A 22,659-nucleotide genomic window follows, 5' to 3' on the forward strand; every position below is an offset into this window, starting at 1 on the left:
CCTTCGGTTTCTTCCGCTCTACGGTCTCTTCCGCAGCCACGGTTTCTCCGGCTCCGCGCCCGCCACCAGGTCGCGGACCGGGCCGCGCAGCTCCCGCTTGAGGATCTTGCCGGTCGCGTTGCGGGGCAGCGGCTCATCGGTGAACAGCACATGGGCCGGCACCTTGAACGCGGCCAGGCCCCGCCCGACGGACTTCCGCAGCCCGCCCGCCGTGACCGTGGCACCGGCGCGCAGCCGGACGACGGCCGCGACCTCCTCCCCCAGCACCGGGTGCTCCACACCGAGCACCGCCGCGTCCTCGACATCGGGGTGGTCGTGCAGCGCGGCCTCGACCTCGACGCAGTACACGTTCTCGCCGCCCCTGATCACCATGTCCTTGATCCGGTCGACCACCGCGACCCGCCCGTCACGCAGCACGGCGAGGTCACCCGTACGGAACCAGCCGCCGGTGAACGCCGCGGCCGTCGCCTCCTCGTCGCGCCAGTAACCCCGTACCAGCGCCTGACCGCGCAGCCACAGCTCACCGACCTCGCCCTCGGGCAGCGCCCCGCCCGACGGTCCGGCGATCCGCACCTCGGTGGTCGGGGTCGGGCGGCCGACGCTGCCGGGGTGGGCACGGTAGTCGGCGCCGAAGTTCGCCATGACCCCGCCGCTGGTCTCGGTGAGGCCGTAGCCGTTACGGGGCTCGATCCGCTCGCCGTAACGGGCGGTGAGCCGGGCGACCAGGTCGGGCGGGGCGGCGGCGCCACCGGTGTTGAGCATCGCCAGGCTCTCCAGACCGTCGCCCGTCGCCTCGGCGGCGGCGAGGAGCTGGAGGGCGGTGGCCGGTACTCCGGCGTAGTGCGTGACACGGTGCGCACGGATCAGCCGGAGCGCCTCGTCCACATCCCACTTGCGCATCAGCACGAGGGCGCCGCCCGCCGCCATCGCCGCGTAGAAACCGGTGAACGCGGCGACGTGGAAGAACGGGAACGTCATCAGGGTGACCGGCGAGGGCCCCATCCCGGGGATGAGCCCGCGCCCCAGCGCCGAGGCCGCGGCGTGGAAGCGCGGGTTGAGGGCCGCCCCCGCCTGGGCGAGATGGGTGGCGACGGCACCCTTGGGGCGCCCGGTGGTGCCGGAGGTGTAGATGATCGTGGCGTCGTCCTCGGGCCGGATCTCCACATCGGGCGGCGCGGCCAGCGGATCGGGTGCGGGGAAGTCCTCGTACCGCTCGACACGCGCCTCGGCACCGCTCCCGGCGTGCGCCTCCCCGTGGAAGAGCACGACACGCGCCACGGTCCTCTCCGCCCAGCCCGCCACCCGGGGCAGCCGCTCCCCGTCGACCAGGAGCACGCTCGGCTCGCAGTCGGCGAGGGCGTACGCGAACTCGTCCTCGGTCCACCAGGCGTTGAGCGGCACCGCCACCAGACCGGCCAGCTGCACCGCCCAGAACGCGATCTGCCACTCGGGGTGGTTGCGCATCGCGACGACGGCCCGGTCCCCGGGGCGCAGCCCGTAGGTGTCGCTGAGCCGCCGCGCCAGGGCGCAGGAGGCGGCGAAGAACTCGGCGTACGAGTAGCTGCGCTCCCCCGCGATCAGGAACGGCCGGTCGCCGTACGCCCAGGTGGTCTCCACGAACTCCCGGAGCGTGCGCGGCCCGTCCGCGTAGACCAGCGGCCCGTGCTCGGCGCGCACGACGGCGAAGGGGGCACCGGGAGCGGTGAGGGAGGCTTCGATACGGGAGGTGGCGGAGGGGTCGGGCGGGGCGGGCGCGGGGGGCGACGGGGCAGGCGCGGGGCCGGTGGGCCGGGCGGCGGGATCCGGGACGGGCAGCGGGTCGGTGTGCGGCACGGACGACCTCTCCAAGCGCTTGCTCAGTAACCCGGCGACGCTATGCCCGCCTTTCTGCCCCGTCAAGGGAGCCGTTCGCGCCTCCGTCGGCCCTCGGCCCGCCCTCCATCACGCCTTCCCCTCCCCCGGCCCGTCCCGCCCGCGAGGGGTCAGACGTCCAGGCCCGCACGCTTCAGGCAGGCGGCGATCGTCGCCGTCTCCTCCGCGTCCAGGCTGCGCATCGGCGGGCTCATCACGTTCGTCGTGATGACGCCGAGCAGCATCAGGGCCGTCTTGAACGCCCCGAGGCCGGCGGCGGTGGCCGACGCCGTGCCGGGGCGAGCGGCGCGGATGATGTCGAACAGCGCGACCAGCCGGTCCTGTTCGGCCTTCGCCGTCTCCCAGTCACCCCGTACCGCCGCCTCGTACAGCCGCACATAGCCGTGCGGATCCACATTGCCCAGACCCGGTACCGAGCCGTCGGCGCCGCTGAGCATCATCGCGTCGACCACCAGTTCATGGCCGGTGAGCAGGGAGAAGCCCGGCAGCTCGCGGGCACCGATGGCCAGGCGGCGGAACGAGCCGTCGTCGCCGCTGGAGTCCTTCACCCCGGCGATCACCCCGTCGGCGGCGAGCGGCAGCAGCAGTTCCGGGTCGAGCTTGCTGTGGACGCAGACCGGCACGTCGTACGCGAGCAGCGGCAGGTCGACCGCGGCCGCGATGTCCCGGAAGTGGCGGTCGATCTCACTGCCGTGGGTGCGGGTGTAGAAGGGGGCGGTGGCGACCACCGCGTCGGCGCCGAGTCCGGCCGCCGCGCCGGCCCGCTCGATGGCCCGGTTGGTGGTCGTCTCGATGGCTCCGACGATGACGGGCACCTGGCCCGCCGCCGCGCCGGTGATCACCTCGATGACCTCGTCCTGCTGCGTCGGCGTCAGATAGGCGGTCTCGCCGGAGCTGCCGAGGGCGAAGAGTCCGCCGACACCGCCGTCGAGGAGATGGCCGACCACCCGCTCCAGGGAGGCCCTGTCGATGTCTCCGTCCGCCGTGAGCGGGGTGACGACGGGCGGGATCACGCCGGAGTACAGGGGAGTGCGGGCGGTCATGCGGTGCTCCTTGCGGATGGTGCGGGGGCCGGGTCCCCGGTGAGGGACGCGGGGGTCTGGGGGTGGACGCAGTGCCAGCGGTGTTCGCCGGGCCCGACGGTCCCGACGGGGAAGACCGTGGCGCACGCGTCGTCCGCCTTCCAGCAGCGGGTGCGGAACGGGCAGCCGGACGGCGGGTTGGTGGCGGAGGGCACGGGGCCGGTGAGCACGATGCGTTCGGTGGTCTCCAGCAGGCTGGGCGTCGCCGAGAGCAGGGCCTCGGTGTACGGGTGCACGGGGGCACCCCCGACATCGGCCGCCCGGCCCTCCTCGACGATGCGGCCGAGGTAGAGGACGGCGATGCGGTCGGCGAGGTACCGCACGGTCTGGATGTCGTGCGAGATGAACACCATGCCGAGGCCCAGGCGTTCGCGCAGGTCGACCAGGAGGTTGAGGACCTGGGCGCGTACGGAGACGTCGAGGGCGGAGGTCGGTTCGTCGGCGACGATCAGTTCCGGTTCGAGGGCCAGGGCGCGGGCGATGGCCACGCGCTGGCGCTGACCGCCGGAGAGCTGACCGGGCAGCGCGGCGAGGGTGTGACCGGGCAGGCCGACCAGGTCGAGGAGTTCCTCGACCCGGGCCTCCCGCGAGGCGCGGGTGCCGCGCCGGTGCACATCCAGCGGGTCGCGCAGGATCTGACGGACGGTGAGCCGGGGGTTGAGGGCGGTGGACGGGTCCTGGAAGACCACGCCGACCGCCGAGCCGAAGTCGTCACGGCGCTCGGTCGCCGTCATCTCCCAGAGGTCGCGGCCATGGAAGCGGACCTGGCCCTCGGTGGGCCTCTGGAGTCCGGTCAGAACCCTGGCGAGGGTGGACTTGCCGCAGCCGGACTCGCCGACCAGGCCGACGATCTCGCCGCGCTCGACCTCCAGGGTCGCGTCGGTGAGGGCGTGCACGGCATCGCGCCGGAAGACGCCTCCGCTGCGTGCCTTGTGGCGTACGTGGACGCCGTCGAGCCTGATCACAGGGCGCTCCCTTCCAGCTGTGCGGCGGCCCTCGCCGGGTGGTGACAGGCGAAGCCGTGGTCGTGCGCGCCGCCGGGGACGGCGGGTCCGGTGAGTGCGGGGGTCGTGGTGGGTCCGGAGGTGTTGGGTCCGGTGAGCGCGGGGGTGGTGAGCGTGGGGGTGGTGAGCGCGGGGGTGGTGAGCGTGGGTCCGGTGAGTGCGAGGGCGTTGGTGGTGCGTGTGGTGAGTGCGGGGGTGGTGGTACGGCACAGTTCGGTCGCCGCGCCGCAGCGCGAGGCGAACCGGCAGCCCTCGCCGAAGCCCTGGGGTGCCGGGACGACACCGCGGATCTGGTGCAGCCGCTCGGCGCCCGCCTCCAGGGAGACGACCGAGCCGAGGAGGCCGCGGCTGTAGTGGTGGGTGGGGTCGGTGAGGACGGAGCGGGTGTCACCGATCTCGGCGAGGCGGCCCGCGTACATCACCGCGACACGGTGCGACAGGTCCCCGACCAGGGCGAGGTCGTGGGAGACCAGGACCATGGCGAAGCCCAGCTCGTCCCGCAGCCGGACGAGGAGTTCGACGACCTGGGCCTGGACGGTGACGTCGAGGGCGGTGGTCGGTTCGTCCGCGATCAGCAGACGGGGGCTGCGGGACAGTGCCATGGCGATCAGGACACGCTGGCGCTGGCCGCCGGACAGCTCGTGGGGGTAGCTGCGCAGGGTGCGTTCGGGGGCGAGGCCGACCAGTTCGAGGAGCTCGGCAGGGGTCTTCGTGCCCCCGCGCGAGGTGAGCTGCTTCAGCTGGGTGCCCACCAGGACGGACGGATTGAGGGAGGAGAGCGCGTCCTGGTAGACCATCGCGATCTCGGGTCCCATCAGGGCGCGGCGTTCCTTGGGCGGGAGCTTCAGCAGGTCCCGGCCGCGGTAGAGGATCTCACCGCTGACCTCGGCGTTGCGGGCGAGGAGGCCCATCACGGCGAGACTGGTGATGGACTTGCCGCAGCCCGACTCGCCTACCAGGCCGAGGGTTTCGCCCTCGTGGACGGTGAAGTCGAGGGAGTCGACGACGGGGATGGTTCCGTAGCGGTCGGGGAAGCGGATCGCCAGGTCGCGTACGACGAGGAGTTCGGCGGCGTCCTCACGTACCGGCGTGATGGACGGCTCGGTGGCGTTGATGCGCCGGGCGAGCTTGGTGAGGGCGGCATCGACATCCACGGGGGCACCGGACGTGTCCACGGGGGCGCCGGACGTGTCCGCGGTGGTGGAGGAGGTCTCCACGGTGGCGCTGGAAATCTCCGTGGCGGCGCCGGAGTTCTCCGTCGTGGCGCGGGCCTTCTTCGGCGCGGCCGAGGCGTCGGTGAGTCCCTCCGAGAGGATGTTCAGCGCGAGCACGGTGATCAGCAGGGCGAGGCCGGGGAAGAAGGTGGCCCACCAGCCGCCCGCGAGGAGGATCTGCCGGCCGTAGGCCAGCACGCTTCCCCAGCTGGGGTCGGGGTCCTGCACGCCGGCGCCGATGAAGGAGAGGCTCGCCTCGAAGATGATCGCCTCGGCGACCATGACGGTGGCGAACACCAGCACCGGCGCCATGCAGTTGACCGCGACATGGCGCAGCACGATGTAGCCGCGGCGGGCGCCGATGACCTTTTCGGCCGCGACGTAGTCCTCGCCGTACTGGGACAGCACATTGGCGCGGACGACGCGGGCGAGCGACGGGCTGTAGACGAACGCGATGGTGAAGATGATCACCGGGACGCTGGTGCCGAAGACGGCGACCAGGACGGCCGCGAGGGCGATCGGCGGGAAGGACATCACGACGTCGAGGGTGCGCATCACGGACTCGTCGCCGAGCTTGCGCGAGGTCGCGGCGAGCGAGCCGAGGACGGCTCCCACGACCAGGGCGACGGCGGTCGCGCCGAGGCCGATGATCAGCGAGTAGCGCGAGCCGTGCACGACGCGGGCGAACACATCGCGCCCCGCCCGGTCGGTGCCGAACCAGTGCTCACCGCTGGGTGCCTGCACGGGGGTGCCGGTGGTCAGCGGGTCCTGGGTGAGCAGGGGGGCGAATACGGCGCCGAGTACGACGACTACGAGTACGCCGAGGGCGACGCGGGAGGTGACCGGGAGGGCGCGGAAGGCGATGCCCGGTCGGGTGAGCTTCTTGGCCAGACGGCCCGTGGCGAACATGTCACACCGTCCTGATGCGCGGGTTGACCAGCAGATAGAGCAGGTCGACGATGACGTTGACCACCAGGAAGGCGATGGCGATGGTCAGTACGGTGCCCTGGACCAGGGCGACATCGCCGCCGGTGACACCTTCGAGGATGAGCTTGCCCATGCCGGGCAGGTCGAAGATCGCTTCGATGACGACGGCCCCGCTGAGCAGATAGCCGACCTTGACGCCGAGCACCGTCAGCGGGGTGACGAGCGCGTTCCGCAGCACCGAGCGGACCACCAGGAACACCGGCAGCCCGTTGCCGCGTGCGGTGCGCACGTAGTCGCGGTCGAGTTCGGCGACCATCGAGGTGCGTACGAGGCGGGCGAGCGAGGCGGCGACGGGCACGGCGAGCGAGAACGCGGGCAGGGCCATGGTGGTGAGCCAGCCGCTGAACGAGTCGGCGGGGTTGGTGTAGCCGCCGGTCGGGAAGATCCGGACGTTCAGCGCGAACTGCTGGATGAGCAGCACGCCGAGCCAGAACGAGGGGATGGCGACCCCTGCCATGGAGAGCACCCGGAACAGCTGGTCGGGCCAGCGGTCCCGGTACATCGCGCCGAGGACGCCGCCGACGACGGCGAGGAGGACCGCGAGGACCAGGCCGAGCAGGGTCAGCTGGAGCGTGAGCGGGAAGGCGGCGGTGATCCGGTCGACGACGGGCTGACTCGGCGGGACGGTCATCCCGAGGTCGAAGTGGAGCAGCCGGCCCAGGAAGTCGACGTACCGTACGGGCAGCGGGTCGTTGAGCCCGTTGGCCTCGGCGAAGGCCGCGCGGGCCTCGGGGGTGGCGCTCTCCCCGAGCGCGTTGAAGGCCGGGTCGACCGGCGAGAACTGCAGCACCACGAAGACCAGCAGCGCGATACCGAGGATCATCACCGGCATCATCGCGACGCGGCGCAGCGCGAGCCGGAGAAAAGCAACCATCGTCGGGTTCCTTGCGATTGGGCGGACGGCGGGTCCGGGCCACCGGGAAGGGCGGCCCGGACCGGTGTCGGTCGGGTCCGGGCGGGGCGGCCCGGACCGGTCGCGGTCAAGGCCGGGCGGGGCGGCCCCGACCGGCAACGCTCAAGGCCGAGGGAGGGCGGCCCCGGCCGATGACGGTCGGGCGCGGGCGGGGCGGCCCGGACCGGTCGCGGTCAGGCGCGGCTGACGTCCACGAAGGACAGGCCCGTGGTGGGCAGCGGCTTGAAGCCGGGCAGCGCCTTCTCGTTCCAGGCGGTGGGCAGCTTGCGGTGCAGGATCGGGTAGAGCGCGGCCTCGTCGGCGACCAGATCGGTGACCTCGCCCCACAGCTTCCTGCGCGTCTCCTCGTCGGCGGCCTGGGCGGCCTTGTCGAGGGTCTGCCTGACCTGCTTGTACGCGGGGGACTTGCCCCATCCGTAGCGCTTCTCCGGCCAGAAGCCGTAGTAGAACCAGCGCATCAGGAGGTCGGCGTCGTTGCCGAAGACCGAGGGGTCGCCGGGGGCCACGAGGACCTCGAAGTCACCGCTGTCGATCTTGGCGTACTGGGCCGGGGACTGCGCGATGTTGAGGGTGACCTCGACTCCGGCCGCCGCCCAGCTCTCCTTGAGCAGCGGGGCGATGTCCTTGACCCAGCCGGTGTCGGTGGTCAGGACGGTGAAGGAGAGGTTCTTGACGCCCGCTTCGGCGAGCAGCTTCTTCGCCCTGGCCACGTCGTGCGTGTAGACGGTGGCGGCCTTGTGGTAGTCCGGGTGGGTCGCCGGGACGTAGCCGGTGGCGGCCGCCGCGTTGCCGACCATGGCGGTGCTGATGATCTTCTCGGTGTCCAGCGCGTAGTGCAGTGCCTGCCGGACCCGCTTGTCGGCGAACCGCTTGTCCGCGGTGTTGAACATCAGGAAGAGCAGGCCGAAGGACTGCACGGACTCGGTCTTCGTGGAGCCCGCGAGCCGCTTGACGTCGATGTAGGGGACGTCCTCGATGGCCTGGACCCGGCCGGACTCCATGGCGCTGACGCGCGCCGACTGGTCCGACATCAGGCGCCAGACCATCTTCTCGGCCTTGGCCGGGTGCGGGCCGTTGTACTTGGCGTACTTCTCGAAGACGATCTTGTCCTCACGAGTCGCCTCGATGAACCTGTACGGTCCCGAGCCGACCGGCTTGGCGTCGAATCCCTTGACGTCCGCCTCGACGATCTTCTTCGGCACGATCCGGGCGACGGCGATGCGCGACGGGAACAGCGCGAAGGCGTACTTGAGCTTGAACTCGACCGTCGTGGCGTCGACCGCCTCGACGGTGTCGATGAAGGGCACGAACTGTGCCATCAGCGACGCGTTCTTCTCGTCCAGGATGCGTTCGAAGCTGAACACCACATCGTCGGCGGTGACCGGCGATCCGTCGTGGAACGTCGCTCCGGCACGGAGCGTGGCCCGGTAGGTGGTGGCGTTGATCTTCTTCGGCATCTCGGTGGCGAGCGCCGGGCGGGCCACGAGCGTTGCCGGGTCGAGATCGACGAGGCCCTCGAAGATGTGCATATTGGCGGCGTACGGAGTCGCGCCCGAGGTGATCATCGGGTCGAAGCCCGTCGAGAGCGGGTACGACAGCCCTGCCTCGATGGTGCCGTTGCCGTCCCCCTTGCCCGCCGCGCCGTCGGCGGTCGAGGACGGACCGCCACAGGCGGAGAGCCCCGCCGTGATGGCGGCCGCCGCACCGACGGCACTGGTGTAACGCAGGAACGTGCGGCGCTCGAAACCGGCTGATCTCAGCTCGGGCACGGGTCCTCCAGGGATATTGAAGGTCGGACGAAGGGCGGAACACAGAGCCGAGACACGATCACGGGGGATCATTTCCAGCTGAAGCATGAGACGTCAGATGTCTGATGCCTTGATAGCGTTGGAACGTAGCTTGACAATCGAGAGGGGTCAAGAGGTGGGGAGTTCACATATGTCCGGTACGAGGCCCGGCCGGCAGCTGCTCCGGCAGGAAGTCGTCGACGGCATCAAGCGCTACATCCTTGAGGAGAAGCTGCGCCCCGGGGACCCACTGCCCACCGAGCCGGCCCTGTGCGAGGCGCTCGGCGCCAGCCGCTCCAGCGTCCGCGAGGCGGTCAAGATCCTCAACGCCCTGGACATCGTCGAGGTGCGCCACGGGCACGGCACGTACGTCGGGCGGCTGAGCCTGTCCGCCCTGGTGGAGAGCCTGACCTTCCGCGGGCTGCTCTCCCCGGACGACGACGTCCAGGTGCTGGCCGACCTCGTCGACGTACGCGAGCTGTTCGAGCGCGGCATGGCGGACCGGATCGTTTCCCTGCTCAACCCCGGACAGCTCGACACCCTGGACGGCCTGGTGGCCACCATGCGCGCGACCGGGGCCCAGGAGGGGACCGGCTTCGTGGAGGCGGACCGCGCCTTCCACGCCCTGCTCGTCGCCCCGCTCGGAAACGATCTGATCGGCCAGCTCTCGATGGCCTTCTGGGACGTGTACGCGATCGTCGCGCCGCACCTGGACGGCTTCACACAGGCCGACGAGACGGAAACGATCACCGCCCACCAGAACATCGTGGACGCCGCACGGGCGGGCGACATCCCCGGCTTCATCACCTCACTGGGCGAGCACTACGCCCCGGTCAGACGCCGGATCTCCGAAGCCCGCGCCCGCGACAGCGCCCAGGGCTGACCCCGGGCCGCCCCGGAGGAGAACGCGGCCGGGCCCGCTCCGGACAGGAGCCGGCCCGGCACATCCCCGGCACATCCCCGGCACATCCCCAGCACACCCCGGCCGCCTCACCGGCTGCCGCACCGGCCGCCGCTCCGGTCGCCGTATCGGTCGCCGTATCGGTCGCCGCACAGTCGGCCGGAGCCCTTGACGGTCGCCTCAGCGGTGCCTAGGGTCCGTGTGCCAACAGGACATCTGACGTCTTCTGTCGTGACCGGTGGTCATCATCACCCCGCTTCCCTCCAGGAGGGCACCTCCATGCCTCTGACGGACCTCTCGCCCGCGGAGTGCCGCGCCTACCGGCCGGAGCTGCCGGTTCCCGACGGTTTCGACGCCTTCTGGGAACGCACCCTGAGCGAGGTCCCCGCCGACGGCCGAGACGCGGTGGAGAAGCCGTTGTTCACCGCCGTCGACACCGGGATCACCCAGGTCCGTACGTACGACGTGACCGTCCCCGGTTTCGCCGGGCGGCCGGTCCACGGCTGGCTGCGCCTGCCCGCCGGGGCCACCGGACCGCTCGGCTGCGTCGTCGAGTTCCTGGGATACGGCCGGGGGCGGGGGCTGCCGCACGAGGACCTCCTCTGGGCGGCGGCCGGATACGCCCATCTGGTCATGGACACCCGCGGCCAGGGCTGGTCGGCGGCCGGCGGGAGCACCGCCGATACCGACCCGGGCGCGGCCGGAGCCGTACCGGGTTTCGTCACCCGCGGCATCGAGAGCCCGGAAACGTACTACTACCGACGGGTGTTCACCGATGCCGTGCGCTGCGTCGAGGCGATGCGCGACCACCCCGAGGTCGACCCGGAACGGATCGTCGTCACCGGGGTGAGCCAGGGCGGCGGCATCGCCCTGGCCGTGTCCGGCCTGGTGCCGGGACTGGCGGGCGTGCTGCCGGACGTTCCGTTCCTCTGCGACTTCCCCCGGGCGGCGGCGATCGCGGGGCGCCCTCCGTACACCGAGATCGCCGAATACCTCCGCCTGCACCGTGACCGCACCGAGACGGTGTTCCACACCCTGTCGTACTTCGACGCCGCGCTGCTCGCCACCCGCGCCACCGCGCCCGCGCTGTTCTCCCTCGCGATGATGGACGACATCTGCCCGCCCTCCACCTGCTTCGCCGCCTACAACCACTACGCGGGACCCAAGGACGTCCGCGTCTACGGGTTCAACGGGCACGAGGGCGGCGCGGCGTATCAGCAGCGGGAGCAACTGGCTTGGGTGCGTTCCCTGTTCGCCGGCCCCCGGTCCGGGCGGCCCGGCCACCCCTGACCGAGGCCGAGCCTGCCTGAACCCCTCCGAATCCCTCTGAATCCCTTACGAGAAGAGAGATCGTCCATGCAGCGAAAAGTCTCCCTCGCCCTGCTGTCGGCCGCCCTTCTGGTGGTCACCGCGACCGGCACCGCGCACGGCGCCGCCCCCGCCGCCGGTGAACCGTCCTCCCAGGACCTGACCGTCGACGGGGTGGGCTCGCCCCACTACCGCATCCCCGCGCTGACCACCTCGGTCAAGGGCACCCTGCTCGCGGCCTACGACGCCCGCCCCACGCTGGGGGACCTGCCGGCCAACATCTCCATCGTGCTGCGCCGCAGCACGGACGGGGGTGTCACCTGGCAGTCCCAGCAGGTGGTCCGCAAGGAGGCCGCCCCCAAGGGCTTCGGGGACCCGAGCCTGCTGGTGGACCGCACCACCGGCCGTATCTTCCTGTTCTACGCGGCCGGGGTGAACCAGGGCTTCTTCGGCTCGGCCACCGGGAACGACGAGAGCGACCCGGACGTCCTCCAGGCGGACTACAGCTACTCGGACGACGACGGTGCGACGTGGACCCACCGCCGTATCACCCAGCAGATCAAGAACCCCGCGTGGGCGGGCATGTTCGCGGCCTCCGGCGAGGGCATCCAGCTGCGCCGGGGGGCGTACAAGGGCCGGCTGATCCAGCAGTACGCCATCCGGAACAACGGGGCCAACTACGCCGTCAGCGCCTACAGCGACGACCACGGTGCGACCTGGAGGATGGGCAACCCGGTCGGCCCCGGCGGCGACGAGAACAAGACCGTCGAGCTGTCCGACGGCAGGATCATGCTCAACAACCGGTCCAAGCCGTACCGCACGATCGCGTACTCCACCGACGGCGGCGTCAACTACACCCCGTTCACCCAGGACACCGGTCTGACCGACCCCGCGAACAACGCCTCGGTCATCCGCTACGCCCCCGACGCGCCGGCCTCCGACCCCCAGTCGTCATGGCTGCTGTTCAGCAACACCGACGACGCGTCGGCGCGGCGCAACCTCACCGTGAAGATGTCCTGCGACAACGGGAAGACCTGGCCGATCAGCAAGGTCCTCGACGCGGGCGCCGCGGCCTACTCGACGCTCACCAAGCTGCCCGGCGAACGCGTCGGACTGCTCTACGAGCGCGCCGACTACCAGCACATCACCTACGCGTCGTTCGACCTGAAGTGGCTGGGCGGCACCTGCGCCGACATCACGATCACCCCGCCCGCCACGCTGAAGGCGGGCACGAGCACGGAGGTGACCGTCCGCGTGGTCAACAGGATGGATGTGCGCCGTGACGCGGGCACGATCGATCTCGCGGTGCCCAGTGGATGGACGGCGGGCCCGGCCACCATCCCTGCGCTCAACCCGGGCCAGGGTGCCAACATCAAGATCCCCGTCACGGTCGCCGCGGGCGCTTCGGGAAGCGTCAGGCTCACCGCCACCTACCGGGCGAACGACAAGCGCGCCTCGGGCAGCGCGACGGTGACCGTCACCCCGTGACCCACGGCGGTACGCCGGGCGTCAGGGGCTGAGCGTCGAAGGACGGGCACCAGGGCCGGGGGCCGGTGCGGGTGCGGCCGGTGCCGGTGCGGGTTTGGGTTTGGGTTTGGGTTTGGGTTTGGGTTCCGCCCCGCGCCGCGTCCCCGTCCGCGGGACGGGTTCCAGACGGTTGCGGATGCCGTCGAAGTGGGTGCGCATGGCGCGTACCGCGCGCTCCCCGTCGGCCGCCGCGACCGCTTCGACGATCTCGCGGTGCTGGGCGCAGGTGACCCCGGGGTCCTGGTGGCCGTCGTCGAGATCTTCCCGTACCCGGTCCATGGCGGCCCAGAACGCGTCCAGCACCTCGCTGAGCAGGTGGTTGTCGAGCGAGGCGTAGAGCGCGAGATGGAAGGCGCGGTCGGTGGAACGTGCCACCCGGCCGTCGCGGCCCTCGATCTCCATCTCGGCCACGAGGGCGTGCAGGACATCGAGGTCCTCGTCGGGGATACCGGCGGCGACCGCGCCGACCAGACCGGTCTCCAGCGCCTCCCGCACCTTCATCAGCTCCAGGAGACCCGGCTCACCCTGCCGGTAGCGGACGGCGGCGCGGAAGGCGAGCCCTTCGGCGAAGGGCTCCAGCGAGAGCGAGCCGACGAACGTGCCGAAGCCTCGCCGGATCTCGACCACGTTCATGGCCTGGAGCGACTTGAGGGCCTCGCGCACCGACACCCGGCCGACACCGAAGAGATCCATCAACTCGCCCTCGGTGGGCAGCGCGTCACCGGGGGCGAGTCTGCGTTCCAGGATCAGTTCCTTGATCCGACGCTCGATGAACTGGGCCGTGGTGGGGCGGGCCACAACGTCCTCCTGAGGTGCGATTGCCCCTTGACCGGTCGCAGGAGCATCTGTTTAAGGTAAGCCAGACATAGGACATCTTACGTCTTGTGTCTTGATCCGGCAGCCACCTCGGGCCACGGATCGGATCGGCGTACCCACCAAGTCGGCGTACCAACGAAGCTGGAGTCCTCACCATGTCTCTGACCGCACCGTTGCGTGGCGTCGTCCCGCCGGTCTGCACTCCGCTCGACTCCGGCGGGGAGGTCGACACCGCGTCGCTCGGGCGGCTCGTGGAGCATCTGATCGGCGGGGGCGTGCACGGGCTGTTCGCGCTCGGCTCGACCAGTGAGGTCGCCTATCTGACCGACGAGCAGCGGGCCACGGCCCTGGAGACCGTGGTCGATGTGGCCGACGGCCGGGTTCCGGTGCTGGCCGGAGTCATCGACACCACGACCGCGCGGGTCGTGGAACACGCGAAGTCCGCGAAGGGCCTGGGCGCGGACGCGCTCGTGGCGACCGCGCCGTTCTACACCCGCACCCACGGCAAGGAGATCGCCGGGCACTTCCGGCGGCTGCGGGACACCGTGGACCTGCCGCTGTTCGCGTACGACATCCCGGTCGCCGTGCACTCCAAGCTCTCCGCCTCGCTCGTACGCGAACTGGCGGAGGACGGCACGCTGGCCGGCCTCAAGGACAGCAGCGGCGACGAGGGCGGGCTGCGCCGGCTGCTCGTCGAGCTGGGCGGCCGGGAAGGCCGCGCACAGGGCCCGACGCCGCTGTTCAGCGTGCTGACCGGGTCCGAACTGACCGTGGACGCGGCCCTGCTGGCCGGCGTGGACGGGGTCGTGCCGGGCATCGGCAATGTGGACCCGGCCGGATTCGTCCGGCTCTACGACGCCGCGCGGGCGGGCGACTGGGAGCGGGCCGCGAAGGAACAGGAGCGGCTGACCGACCTGTTCGCCATGGTCGACGCCGGCCCGGAGGCCGACATGGGGCGCAGTTCCTCGGCGCTCGGCTCGTTCAAGGCGGCGCTGCGGCTGCTCGGCGTCATCGAGTGCGGGGACACCGCGTTCCCGCAGATTCCGCTGTCCGCCGAGTCGCTCGTCCTGGTCGCACGGCGGCTGCGCGCCGCCGGCCTGCCGCCGGTCCGATGAACACCGGCCCCCTGCCCGGCGGCCCCGAAGGCACCGGAGCCGTCGTGATCGGCCTCGACCTCGGCGGTACGAAGATCGACGCCGCCCTCTTCGGCGCCGACGGCACCGTACTGGCCCGCCGCACCCGGCCCACCCCGGCCGGGGACGGCTCCGCCGCCGTGCTCGACGCGCTCGCGGCGGCCGCCGCCGAGGTCGACCCGGACCGGACCGCCACGGCGCTCGGGATCGCCGCCGCCGGAGTCGTCGATCCCCGTACCGGCATGGTCACCAGCGCCACCGACTCCATCCGGGGCTGGGCGGGCACCGCACTGGGCGCCGGGCTCGCGCACCGTACGGGGCTCCCGGTGGCCTGCGACAACGACGTCCGCGCCACGGCCGGACCCGAACTCGCGGCGCTGGGCGGGGAACACGCCTCCCTGCTGTTCGCCGCCATCGGCACCGGGGTCGGAGGCGCCGTCGCCGTCGACGGACGGATGCTGCACGGCGCCTCCGGGATGGCCGGGCACATCGGCCATCTGCCGAGCCCGCAGGCGGCGGGACTGCCCTGCACCTGCGGTTCCACCGGGCACCTGGAGGTCATCGCCTCCGGACCCGGCATCGCCGCCCATTACGAGCGGCTCACCGGCACTCCGGTGGACCGGCTCGAAACGGTCGCGGGCCGGGCCGCGCGGGGCGACGCCCAGGCCGTGCGCGCGATCACCACCGGCGCAGCCGCTGTCGGCCGGGTGCTCGGCGGGCTCGCCAACGCGCTCGGCCCGGACCGGGTCGTCGTCGGCGGCGGGGTCCCGCGGATCGGCCCGCTGTACGGGGACGCCCTGGCCGCCGCCTTCACCGCCGAACTGATGCCCCCGCTGCGCGGACTGACCCCGGTGGCCCCCCTGTTCGGCCATGACGCGGCGGTACTCGGCGCAGCCGCCCTCACCACCACGCTCACCCTCCACCACCCGGGAGCACTCCGATGAACACACCGCACGAACGAACCACCGCCCCATTGACCGCCGCACTCAAGGGCAGGCTGATCGTGTCCTGCCAGGCCCCGCCGGGCGACCCGATGCGGGAGACCGCCACCCTGGTCCGGCTCGCCGAGTCGGCCGCCGCCGGGGGCGGCACCGCGATCCGCGCCAATGAACCGGAGGTCGTCGCCGCGATCGTCGCGGCCGTACGCCTGCCGGTCATCGGCCTGTGGAAGGACGGCGACACCGGCGTCTACATCACGCCGACCGTCCGGCACGCCCTGGCGCTGGTCGAGGCGGGGGCGACGGTCGTCGCCGCGGACGCCACCGACCGCCCGCGCCCCGACGGCTCGTCCTTCGCCGAACTGGCCGCGGCGGTCCACGGGGCCGGCGCCCTGGTGATGGCCGATGTCTCCACCCTCGCGGAAGGCATCACGGCGGCGGGGCAGGGGGCGGACTTCGTCTCCACGACCCTCTCCGGCTACGTCCCCGGCACACCAGAGCAGACCGGCCCCGACCTGGACCTGGTCGCCGCACTCGCCGCGGCGATCGATGTGCCCGTGGTGGCCGAAGGCCGTATCAACACCCCCGAGGAAGCCGCCGAAGCCCTGGCCCGCGGCGCCCACAGTGTCGTCGTCGGCACCGCCATCACCGCCCCGACCGCACTGACCAGCCGCTTCGTGGCAGGCATCACCCGCCCCTGACCGCACCACCACCCACTGCACGACGGCCACCACCGCCCGCGCCCACATCGCATTCCACCGCCTCGGCCGCGTCGGGGGAGGCGGCCTGCGGGCTCGGCCCCACTAGCACCACCACCCACTCCACCGCCCCCGCCCGCTCGCACCACCACCCACTGCACAACGGGCCCACCGCCCCCGCCCGCTCGCACCACCACCCGCTTCACGACGGGCCCACCGCCCCCGCCCGCTCGCACCGACCACCCACTGCACGACGGGCACCACCGGCCCGACCCACCCGCACCACGCGGGGCGGCTGTTCAACGGCGAGCGCCGTCCCACACCCTGGAGGCACCGTGCCGACCACATCGCCCCCCGCGCTCCCCTGGTACCGCGAGGTGAGCCGTACCCAGTGGAAGTCCTTCTTCGCCGCCTGGATCGGCTATGTCCTCGACGGTTTCGACTTCGTGCTGATCACTCTCGTACTCACCGAGATCAGCGACGAGTTCGGCCTGAGCACGGTGCAGGCGGCCAGCCTGATCTCGGGCGCGTTCATCACGCGCTGGCTGGGCGGCGCCGTGCTGGGCGCCGTCGGCGACCGGTACGGCCGCAGGCTCGCCATGGTGCTGAGCATCCTGCTGTACTCGCTGGGCACCTTCGCCTGCGGCTTCGCCTGGAACTACCACAGCCTCTTCGCCGCCCGCCTCGCCATCGGCATGGGCATGGCCGGTGAGTACAGCGCCAGCGCCACGTACGTCATGGAGAGCTGGCCCGCCAGGGTCCGCAGCCGGGCCAGCGGCTTCCTGATCTCCGGCTTCTCCGTCGGTTCGGTGCTCGCCGCACAGGTCTACGACTGGGTCGTGCCCTCGCTCGGCTGGCGCTGGATGTTCTACCTCGGCCTGATACCCATCGCCGTCGCCCTGTGGATGCGGCGGGCGCTGCCCGAGGCCGAGGAGTGGGCGGAGTCGGTCGCGGACAAGAACACGAAGCCCAATCCGTTCCGCCCGCTCTTCGTGACGCGCGTCCGGGCCGCGGTCAACACGGCCCTCATCGTCGTCGCGACCGTCTCGCTCTTCCTGGTCTTCACCCCGGGCGGCGCCGGAATGGTGCCGGTGCTGTCGGTGGTGGCGGGGCTCACGCTCGCCGCGTTCGCCGTGCAACTCGGGGGCAAGAGGGGCCGGCTGCTCTATCTGTCGATGATCGTGACGCTGTTCTTCGCGTTCCTGTACTCCTGGCCGATCCAGGCACTGCTGCCCACGTATCTGAAGACGGAACTGGGCTACACCACCGACCAGGTCACCGATGTCCTCTACTTCGCGGGGTTCGGCACCATGGCCGGCTGCTGGGCGGCGGGCTTCCTCGGCGACCGGATCGGCGCCAGAAAGGCGTACGCGCTGACGCTGCTGGCCTCGCTGGCCTTCGTCTATCCGGTCTTCGCGGTGCGGGACAACCTGCTGCTGCTGGGCCTCCTGCTCTTCGTGCTCCAGGCCACCAGCTTCGGCATCTCCGGCCTCCTGCCCCGCTACATCGGCGGCCACTTCCCCACCGCGAGCCGGGGCGCGGCACTCGGATTCACGTACAACGTGGGCGCACTGGGCGGAGCGGTCGCACCGGTCCTCGGCGCCCATCTCGCCTCCGGGATGAACCTCGGCCGGGCACTGGCGGTACTGACCTTCGCCAGCACGGTGATCGTGGTGCTCCTGGTCGGCTTCGACGTACCGGCCCGCCTGAACCGCCTGACGGACCCGGACGCGAAGCGCGACCACCTGGCGGCACCACTGGATTCGGAGAGTCCCTGACAGCCGGGCACGCCACACGCCCGGCCACGGCGCCCGGCCCACGACGACCCCAGACCTCAACCACCCCACCCGAAGAAACAGCAGGTCAGCCACGCGGGCCCCGTATCCACCGCCGATATCCCCACGGGGAAGCCCTTCACCGGCACGGATCCGCTACGCTGTCCCTGGTCGTTCGTCGGTGTGCCCCGCTGTCTGCCAGAGCAAGATCGCAGAAGGCAGCACACCTCGTCCGGCCGGCGGACTTGTAGCGCCTGACGAAGATCCATTCACTGGTTCTCCCCCAAGGCCTCCTCCAGGTCCCGGCCCCGCCTTCGTAGCTCAGGGGATAGAGCACCGCTCTCCTAAAGCGGGTGTCGCAGGTTCGAATCCTGCCGGGGGCACAAGCGCAAAGGCCACCTAGGAACGTTCCTAGGTGGCCTTTGACATCCACAGCTGACATCAACGGCTACGGTCACTCACGGTCGGGACGCCTCTTGAGCAGCCGGTCCATGTGGCTGATGGCCTCACGCTGGGTGTCCTGGACGACGTGCGTGTACACGTCCATCGTGATGCTGATCTGGCTGTGACCGAGGATCTCCATCACGACACGAGGGGCGACACCGGCCGCAGTCAACAGAGTCGCGCAGCCGTGCCGGGCATCGTGCAGCCGGATCACCCGAAGACCGGCGGTTTCAGCGACGCGGGTGAAGGAGCGGTAGACGTTCCTCGGCTCGACCGGGCGACCGGTCCGGGTGACGAACACGTGCCCACCTTCTTGCCACGACTCCCCCGCACGAACCCTGGCGTCAACTTGTCGCATCCTGTGCCAGCGGAGGGGCGCAATGCACATGGCCGGGAGCGGCACAGCCCGACGACGTCGACCCTTGGGATCATCGTCGAGTCCTTCAGGCGGAGGAGTAACTGTGCGCCTGGTTTATTCAGCGAAAGGTCGTCTTCTGGATCCAGAAAGGGAGCATTCGCCGGTGGCCGTGATCCGGCGGACGTGAGAGATGCGGGAGAGGCTAGATAAGGTGCCAGCGCATCCAGGATCTGATCCCGGCACGACGCATCAAGTACTTCGATGTGTCGGAACTTACGGTCGAACCAGGCGACGCTACCACCGCCGAGATTGCCCATTTCTGGCCTCCATTGGTGACGTCGTATCCCCGCGATGGGATCAGCTTCCGCGCCGAGCGACAAGACGGCGTCAGGTTCCGCGCAGCCGCGAACGGGTCGATAGGCCAGGGCTGTTACAGGTTTCTCTACCTCATCAAGGCACCCGGCTGCGCTCCGCTCCGCCGGGCGCGCTTCCCGGCTCTGGCTGCGCCCGCGCTCCTGCCTTCGGCCCGCTCGTCGCTGCCGCCGCCGACGCGCGCCCGCTGTGTAGGCCCGAGGGCATGAGCTGAGAACCAAGCCTGCGGCTCAAGGACATGCCTCCGGCGGGGGCGCAAAGACACCGGGATGGTGGGGGCGCCGTTCGCGAGTGCCGGCCGGAACGTGGCGAACGGTGGGCTCCCATCCCGACCACCTCCGACCCAGGCAGAGCCGAGCAGTCACGGCCCAGGGCGTCAAGGTCGTTCGTACAGTGGCGCGCTCCACCTTGACGCCCTGAACCGCGACCGCTCCGCTGTACCGTCTTCGTAGACGATCACGGGAGGGGAGAAGTGAAGGGTGATTTCCAGTTCAGTTGGGAACTGACCGGCTCCGGCTGGGCAACGTGTTCCATTTCTGACGTTTCTTCGAAGCACAAGCACTTTGTCAGCTACTGCACAGACGCTCTTGCCGACGTGGTTCATGGCGTGGCCGGTCTCTATGGGCCCACCCGCACCCAACGGATTTCATTCGATCTCGAACCGGGCGAAGTCAGATGGGTGCTTCGCGGGCACGGTTCAAACGTTGACATCACGATCTACCGCTTCCCTGACATGTCAGCAAGCTTCGACGCGCCAGACGAAGAAGGCGCGCTCTGTTGGAGCTCAACGCAGCCCCGCAGCGCTCTTGGCCACGCTGCCTTGGAGGCCGCGCAGGTGCTCTTGCGCCGACATGGCGAAAAAGAATACCAAGCAAAGTGGGTGCGATACCCATTCCCCGCCGCTGCTCTGCAAGACCTTCGACGTCTCCATCTGCGAGACGACGATTGCCAGCTTGAGCACGAGCTGGCTCTCCCCTAGATGTCCTATGACGGCAGCCGCTGCCGATCCGGCGGAGTCCGAGCGACGGACGGGCAGGCTGTGAAGGGGGACTGGATGTCCGGCATCAGCGGCTGACACCAACAGGCGCGAACAGCCTCGATCAACGCTGAACTTCGACGGCTGGCGAGCAAGGGCGCGAAGAGGGCTGAGCCTGGCCGATGAGTCTGAGTGATCGACCTGATAAGGATGAGGCCAGGCCTCATCCCTATCAGGCACGGTGCGCCGTCTCCGCTGATGGACGACCGCCGTTCAGTGGAGGTGCCGACCGCTGGCCTCATGGAGGATGAGAGGGGTGGGGATCTACGGCCTGCACATAGTCCCGAGGTGGCTCCCGGGGACCTTTATGCCCACCCCCCTTGACTGCGGACCTCGAAGGTTCTCTGACCGGTCTCTATCCACCAGGCAATCTAGCAAGTGGCACTGCCATTGATGCTGATACTCAGGTTCCGGTGGCCGTGGCTCGGGCACTGACTGACGCCCTGCTGGGCTGTCCTCAAGTTGTTCTGTCCGGCCGCCGGGACCTGTTCTCATGGCTCCGGCCGGGCGGAACATGACCTGATAGGAGCTTGGTCAGAAGCCCCCTCAATGTCCTGTCTGCGCCCCCCGGCCAGCGCCCACCTTCGGCTGGGAAGGCAGTATCAGCATGACATCAGAGGTTGTGGAGGACGCCGCGGACCAGGTCGTGTTCGGCGGGGTCAACTCCCATGCGACACCATTCACGTCGCAGTGATCAGCGACAACGGCGGCCACCTCGCGGACGCCGAGTTCGCCACCACCACCGCCGGATACGCCGCCGCCCTGGCCTTCCTGAACGCCCACGGCCACGTGAGGGCGATCGGTGTGGAAGGCACCTCGTCCTACGGGGCCGGCTTCACCCGTGCTGCGGTCTCGCGCGGGCAGCATGTCGTTGAGGTCAACCGTCCCGACCGGGCCGAACGCCGTCGCATCGGCAAGTCCGACCCCATCGACGCCTACGCCGCCGCCCGCGCCGCCCTGTCCGGACGGGCCTCCAGCGCCCCCAAGGACGACACCGTCGCCGGGATACGCGCCCTGCACAACGCCGCCCGCTCCGCCGTCAAGGCCCGCACCGCCGCCCTGAACCAGGTCGACAGCATCCTCGTCGCCGCTCCCGAGGCCATCCGCGCCCAATACGGGCAGCTCAAAGGGAGTGACCGCACCGACGCCCTGGCCCGGCTGCGGCCGGCCGGGGACGCCGTCCACACCGCGGTCCTCACCGCACTGAAGGGTCTCGCCCGGCGCATCAAGGAACTGACCGCCGAGTACCAGGCCCTGGACAACGTGGTGAGCGTCCACAACCCCGGCCTGCGAGCCGCCTACGGAGTCGGCCCCGACACGGCCGCCCAGCTCCTGGTCACCGCAGGCGGCAATCCCGAACGCATGCGGACCGAGGCGTCCTTCGCCGCCCTCTGCGGAGTCGCACCCGTTCCGGCCTCCAGCGGCAGAACCAACCGGCACCGCCTCTCACGCGGAGGCGACCGGGCAGCCAACGCCGCCCCCTACCGCATCGCCCTCGTCCGCATATCCAGCGACCCCCGCACACGCGACTACGTGGCACGACAGACCGCCGCCGGCCGCACGAAGAAGGAGATCATCCGGCTGCTGAAACGGGCCGTCGCCCGGGAGATCTTCCGCTGCCTGACCACCACGGTCGCCGCCCCCGCCATCGCCGACCTGCGGCCGCTGCGGCAGTCCAAGAACATCACCCTCACCGCCGTCGCCCGTCACTTCGGCGTCTGGCCCGCCACCATCTCCACCCTCGAACGCGGAATCCGCCGAGACGACAACCTCACCCACGCCTACCGCGACTGGCTCCATGCGGCCTGACCGTTAGACGCGAGAACTTCACTCATAGACAGTGGCGGCCTGAAGCGCTCTGGCCAGGAAGGTCCAGTCCCCGCCTTCGGGGAGTTCCTTCCCGACGTTCTGGTACCAGGCCGGCGAGTCATGCATCCATGCCGCAAGAGCCTCAAGGAAGCGGTCGAGGCTCTGGTTCTCCCATTCGTGCCCTCTGCGGAGGTGGTCCTGACGCAGTTCTCGAACGAAGGAGACCAGTTCGTCGTGGCTGCGGACTTCGTCGTCGGGAGTCAGTGGCATGCAGCGAAAGTACCTTGCGCCTCGTGCCTCAGAACGCTTGACGAGCAATAGGAGCATCAACGGTCCGGGCCCAGGAGGAGCGACGGTGCCTCGCTGCTGTACAGCAACGAAGTGCAGCAACCTCAGAGGGATTCTGACATCCACGGCTGACATCAACGACGCCGGACGGGAGCGTACGTCAGCGACTCTGTCCGTCCGCCGCACCAGTCGACGGCACCAGCGCGAAACAGCTCGGGACGCGGTGGCCGCCGCTTGGGAGGCCGTTGCCCGGGACGAAGAAGTAATGGGTTCAAAAGCCGCCACTCTGACGGCTGAACCACCCGGCCAGGGTTCTAATCCGTACCAGTAGTTAGGGGCCCTCAGTGGCTACCGAGAGCCTCCTGGAAGGCGCCTGGTAGCCGAAATGGCTACACCG

The 22,659-nt window shown here is 70.5% G+C and carries 16 protein-coding genes, 1 tRNA gene and 2 pseudogenes; 10 read left to right on the forward strand and 9 right to left on the reverse strand.

Features of this window, described 5'->3' with window-relative positions; all coding sequences use genetic code 11:
* Positions 1–18 precede the first annotated feature (18 nt).
* From OG251_RS16355 to OG251_RS16380, 6 genes are all read right to left on the reverse strand, one after another.
* Positions 19–1,833 carry a class I adenylate-forming enzyme family protein gene (locus OG251_RS16355; RefSeq protein ID WP_442818340.1) on the reverse strand — a complete coding sequence of 605 codons (1,815 nt, stop codon included), beginning with the start codon at positions 1,831–1,833 and terminating at the stop codon, positions 19–21.
* A gap of 149 nt (positions 1,834–1,982) precedes the next feature.
* Positions 1,983–2,915 carry a dihydrodipicolinate synthase family protein gene (locus OG251_RS16360; RefSeq protein ID WP_326677879.1) on the reverse strand — a complete coding sequence of 311 codons (933 nt, stop codon included), beginning with the start codon at positions 2,913–2,915 and terminating at the stop codon, positions 1,983–1,985.
* Entirely contained in the window at positions 2,912–3,919 is a 1,008-nt protein-coding gene (locus OG251_RS16365) for an ABC transporter ATP-binding protein (protein WP_326677880.1), read from the reverse strand. Before OG251_RS16365 ends, OG251_RS16360 begins: the two co-directional genes overlap by 4 nt.
* Positions 3,916–6,081 (reverse strand): dipeptide/oligopeptide/nickel ABC transporter permease/ATP-binding protein, encoded by a 2,166-nt coding sequence (locus OG251_RS16370; protein ID WP_442818341.1) that lies wholly within the window; start codon positions 6,079–6,081, stop codon positions 3,916–3,918. The genes OG251_RS16365 and OG251_RS16370 overlap by 4 nt, the downstream gene beginning before the upstream one ends.
* Before the next feature lies 1 nt (position 6,082).
* Positions 6,083–7,033, reverse strand: a complete 951-nt coding sequence (locus tag OG251_RS16375; RefSeq protein ID WP_326677881.1) for an ABC transporter permease — start codon at positions 7,031–7,033, stop codon at positions 6,083–6,085.
* A gap of 212 nt (positions 7,034–7,245) precedes the next feature.
* Positions 7,246–8,841 carry an ABC transporter substrate-binding protein gene (locus OG251_RS16380; protein WP_326677882.1) on the reverse strand — a complete coding sequence of 532 codons (1,596 nt, stop codon included), beginning with the start codon at positions 8,839–8,841 and terminating at the stop codon, positions 7,246–7,248.
* A gap of 169 nt (positions 8,842–9,010) precedes the next feature.
* Between OG251_RS16380 and OG251_RS16385 the strand changes: the two genes are divergently transcribed.
* The 3 genes from OG251_RS16385 to OG251_RS16395 all read left to right on the forward strand — a co-directional run bounded on the left by OG251_RS16385 (position 9,011) and on the right by OG251_RS16395 (position 12,556).
* Entirely contained in the window at positions 9,011–9,742 is a 732-nt protein-coding gene (locus OG251_RS16385; RefSeq protein WP_326677883.1) for a FadR/GntR family transcriptional regulator, read from the forward strand.
* A 297-nt stretch (positions 9,743–10,039) separates the two neighbouring features.
* A complete protein-coding gene (locus OG251_RS16390; protein ID WP_326677884.1) occupies positions 10,040–11,050 on the forward strand; it encodes an acetylxylan esterase in 1,011 nt (336 codons plus the stop codon).
* A 66-nt stretch (positions 11,051–11,116) separates the two neighbouring features.
* The gene (locus OG251_RS16395; protein ID WP_326677885.1) at positions 11,117–12,556 is read left to right on the forward strand and encodes an exo-alpha-sialidase; all 1,440 of its coding nucleotides are present in this window, start codon (positions 11,117–11,119) and stop codon (positions 12,554–12,556) included.
* Positions 12,557–12,712: 156 nt separating this feature from the next.
* Here the strand turns inward: OG251_RS16395 and OG251_RS16400 are convergent.
* Positions 12,713–13,393 (reverse strand): annotated as a pseudogene (locus OG251_RS16400) (FadR/GntR family transcriptional regulator); the annotation flags it as partial.
* A 173-nt stretch (positions 13,394–13,566) separates the two neighbouring features.
* On the opposite strand from OG251_RS16400, the gene OG251_RS16405 reads away from it, so the two are divergent.
* The 5 genes from OG251_RS16405 (at position 13,567) to OG251_RS16425 (ending at position 18,338) form a co-directional block, all read left to right on the forward strand.
* The gene (locus OG251_RS16405; RefSeq protein ID WP_326677886.1) at positions 13,567–14,526 is read left to right on the forward strand and encodes a dihydrodipicolinate synthase family protein; all 960 of its coding nucleotides are present in this window, start codon (positions 13,567–13,569) and stop codon (positions 14,524–14,526) included.
* Positions 14,523–15,488, forward strand: coding sequence for an ROK family protein (locus OG251_RS16410; protein ID WP_326677887.1), 966 nt, complete (start codon positions 14,523–14,525; stop codon positions 15,486–15,488). The genes OG251_RS16405 and OG251_RS16410 overlap by 4 nt, the downstream gene beginning before the upstream one ends.
* Positions 15,485–16,183: an N-acetylmannosamine-6-phosphate 2-epimerase gene (locus OG251_RS16415; protein WP_326677888.1), complete on the forward strand. Its 699-nt coding sequence runs from the start codon at positions 15,485–15,487 to the stop codon at positions 16,181–16,183. The genes OG251_RS16410 and OG251_RS16415 overlap by 4 nt, the downstream gene beginning before the upstream one ends.
* A gap of 332 nt (positions 16,184–16,515) precedes the next feature.
* Complete coding sequence (locus OG251_RS16420; RefSeq protein WP_326677889.1) at positions 16,516–17,958, forward strand: sialate:H+ symport family MFS transporter; 1,443 nt, start codon at positions 16,516–16,518, stop codon at positions 17,956–17,958.
* Positions 17,959–18,265: 307 nt separating this feature from the next.
* Positions 18,266–18,338 (forward strand) — tRNA-Arg (locus tag OG251_RS16425).
* Between the two features lie 71 nt (positions 18,339–18,409).
* Here OG251_RS16425 and OG251_RS16430 read toward each other — a convergent pair.
* A pseudogene (locus OG251_RS16430) lies at positions 18,410–18,835 on the reverse strand (tyrosine-type recombinase/integrase); the annotation flags it as partial.
* Positions 18,836–19,601: 766 nt separating this feature from the next.
* Here OG251_RS16430 and OG251_RS16435 point away from each other — a divergent pair.
* Together OG251_RS16435 and OG251_RS16440 are read left to right on the forward strand one after the other, a co-directional pair.
* Complete coding sequence (locus tag OG251_RS16435; protein WP_326677890.1) at positions 19,602–20,108, forward strand: hypothetical protein; 507 nt, start codon at positions 19,602–19,604, stop codon at positions 20,106–20,108.
* A 747-nt stretch (positions 20,109–20,855) separates the two neighbouring features.
* The gene (locus tag OG251_RS16440; RefSeq protein WP_326677891.1) at positions 20,856–21,974 is read left to right on the forward strand and encodes an IS110 family transposase; all 1,119 of its coding nucleotides are present in this window, start codon (positions 20,856–20,858) and stop codon (positions 21,972–21,974) included.
* A gap of 18 nt (positions 21,975–21,992) precedes the next feature.
* On the opposite strand, the gene OG251_RS16445 is transcribed toward OG251_RS16440, so the two are convergent.
* Positions 21,993–22,244, reverse strand: a complete 252-nt coding sequence (locus tag OG251_RS16445) for a DUF7660 family protein (protein WP_326677892.1) — start codon at positions 22,242–22,244, stop codon at positions 21,993–21,995.
* Between the last annotated feature and the right edge of the window lie 415 nt (positions 22,245–22,659).

Source organism: Streptomyces sp. NBC_01237 (assembly GCF_035917275.1).
Lineage (GTDB): Bacteria > Actinomycetota > Actinomycetes > Streptomycetales > Streptomycetaceae > Streptomyces.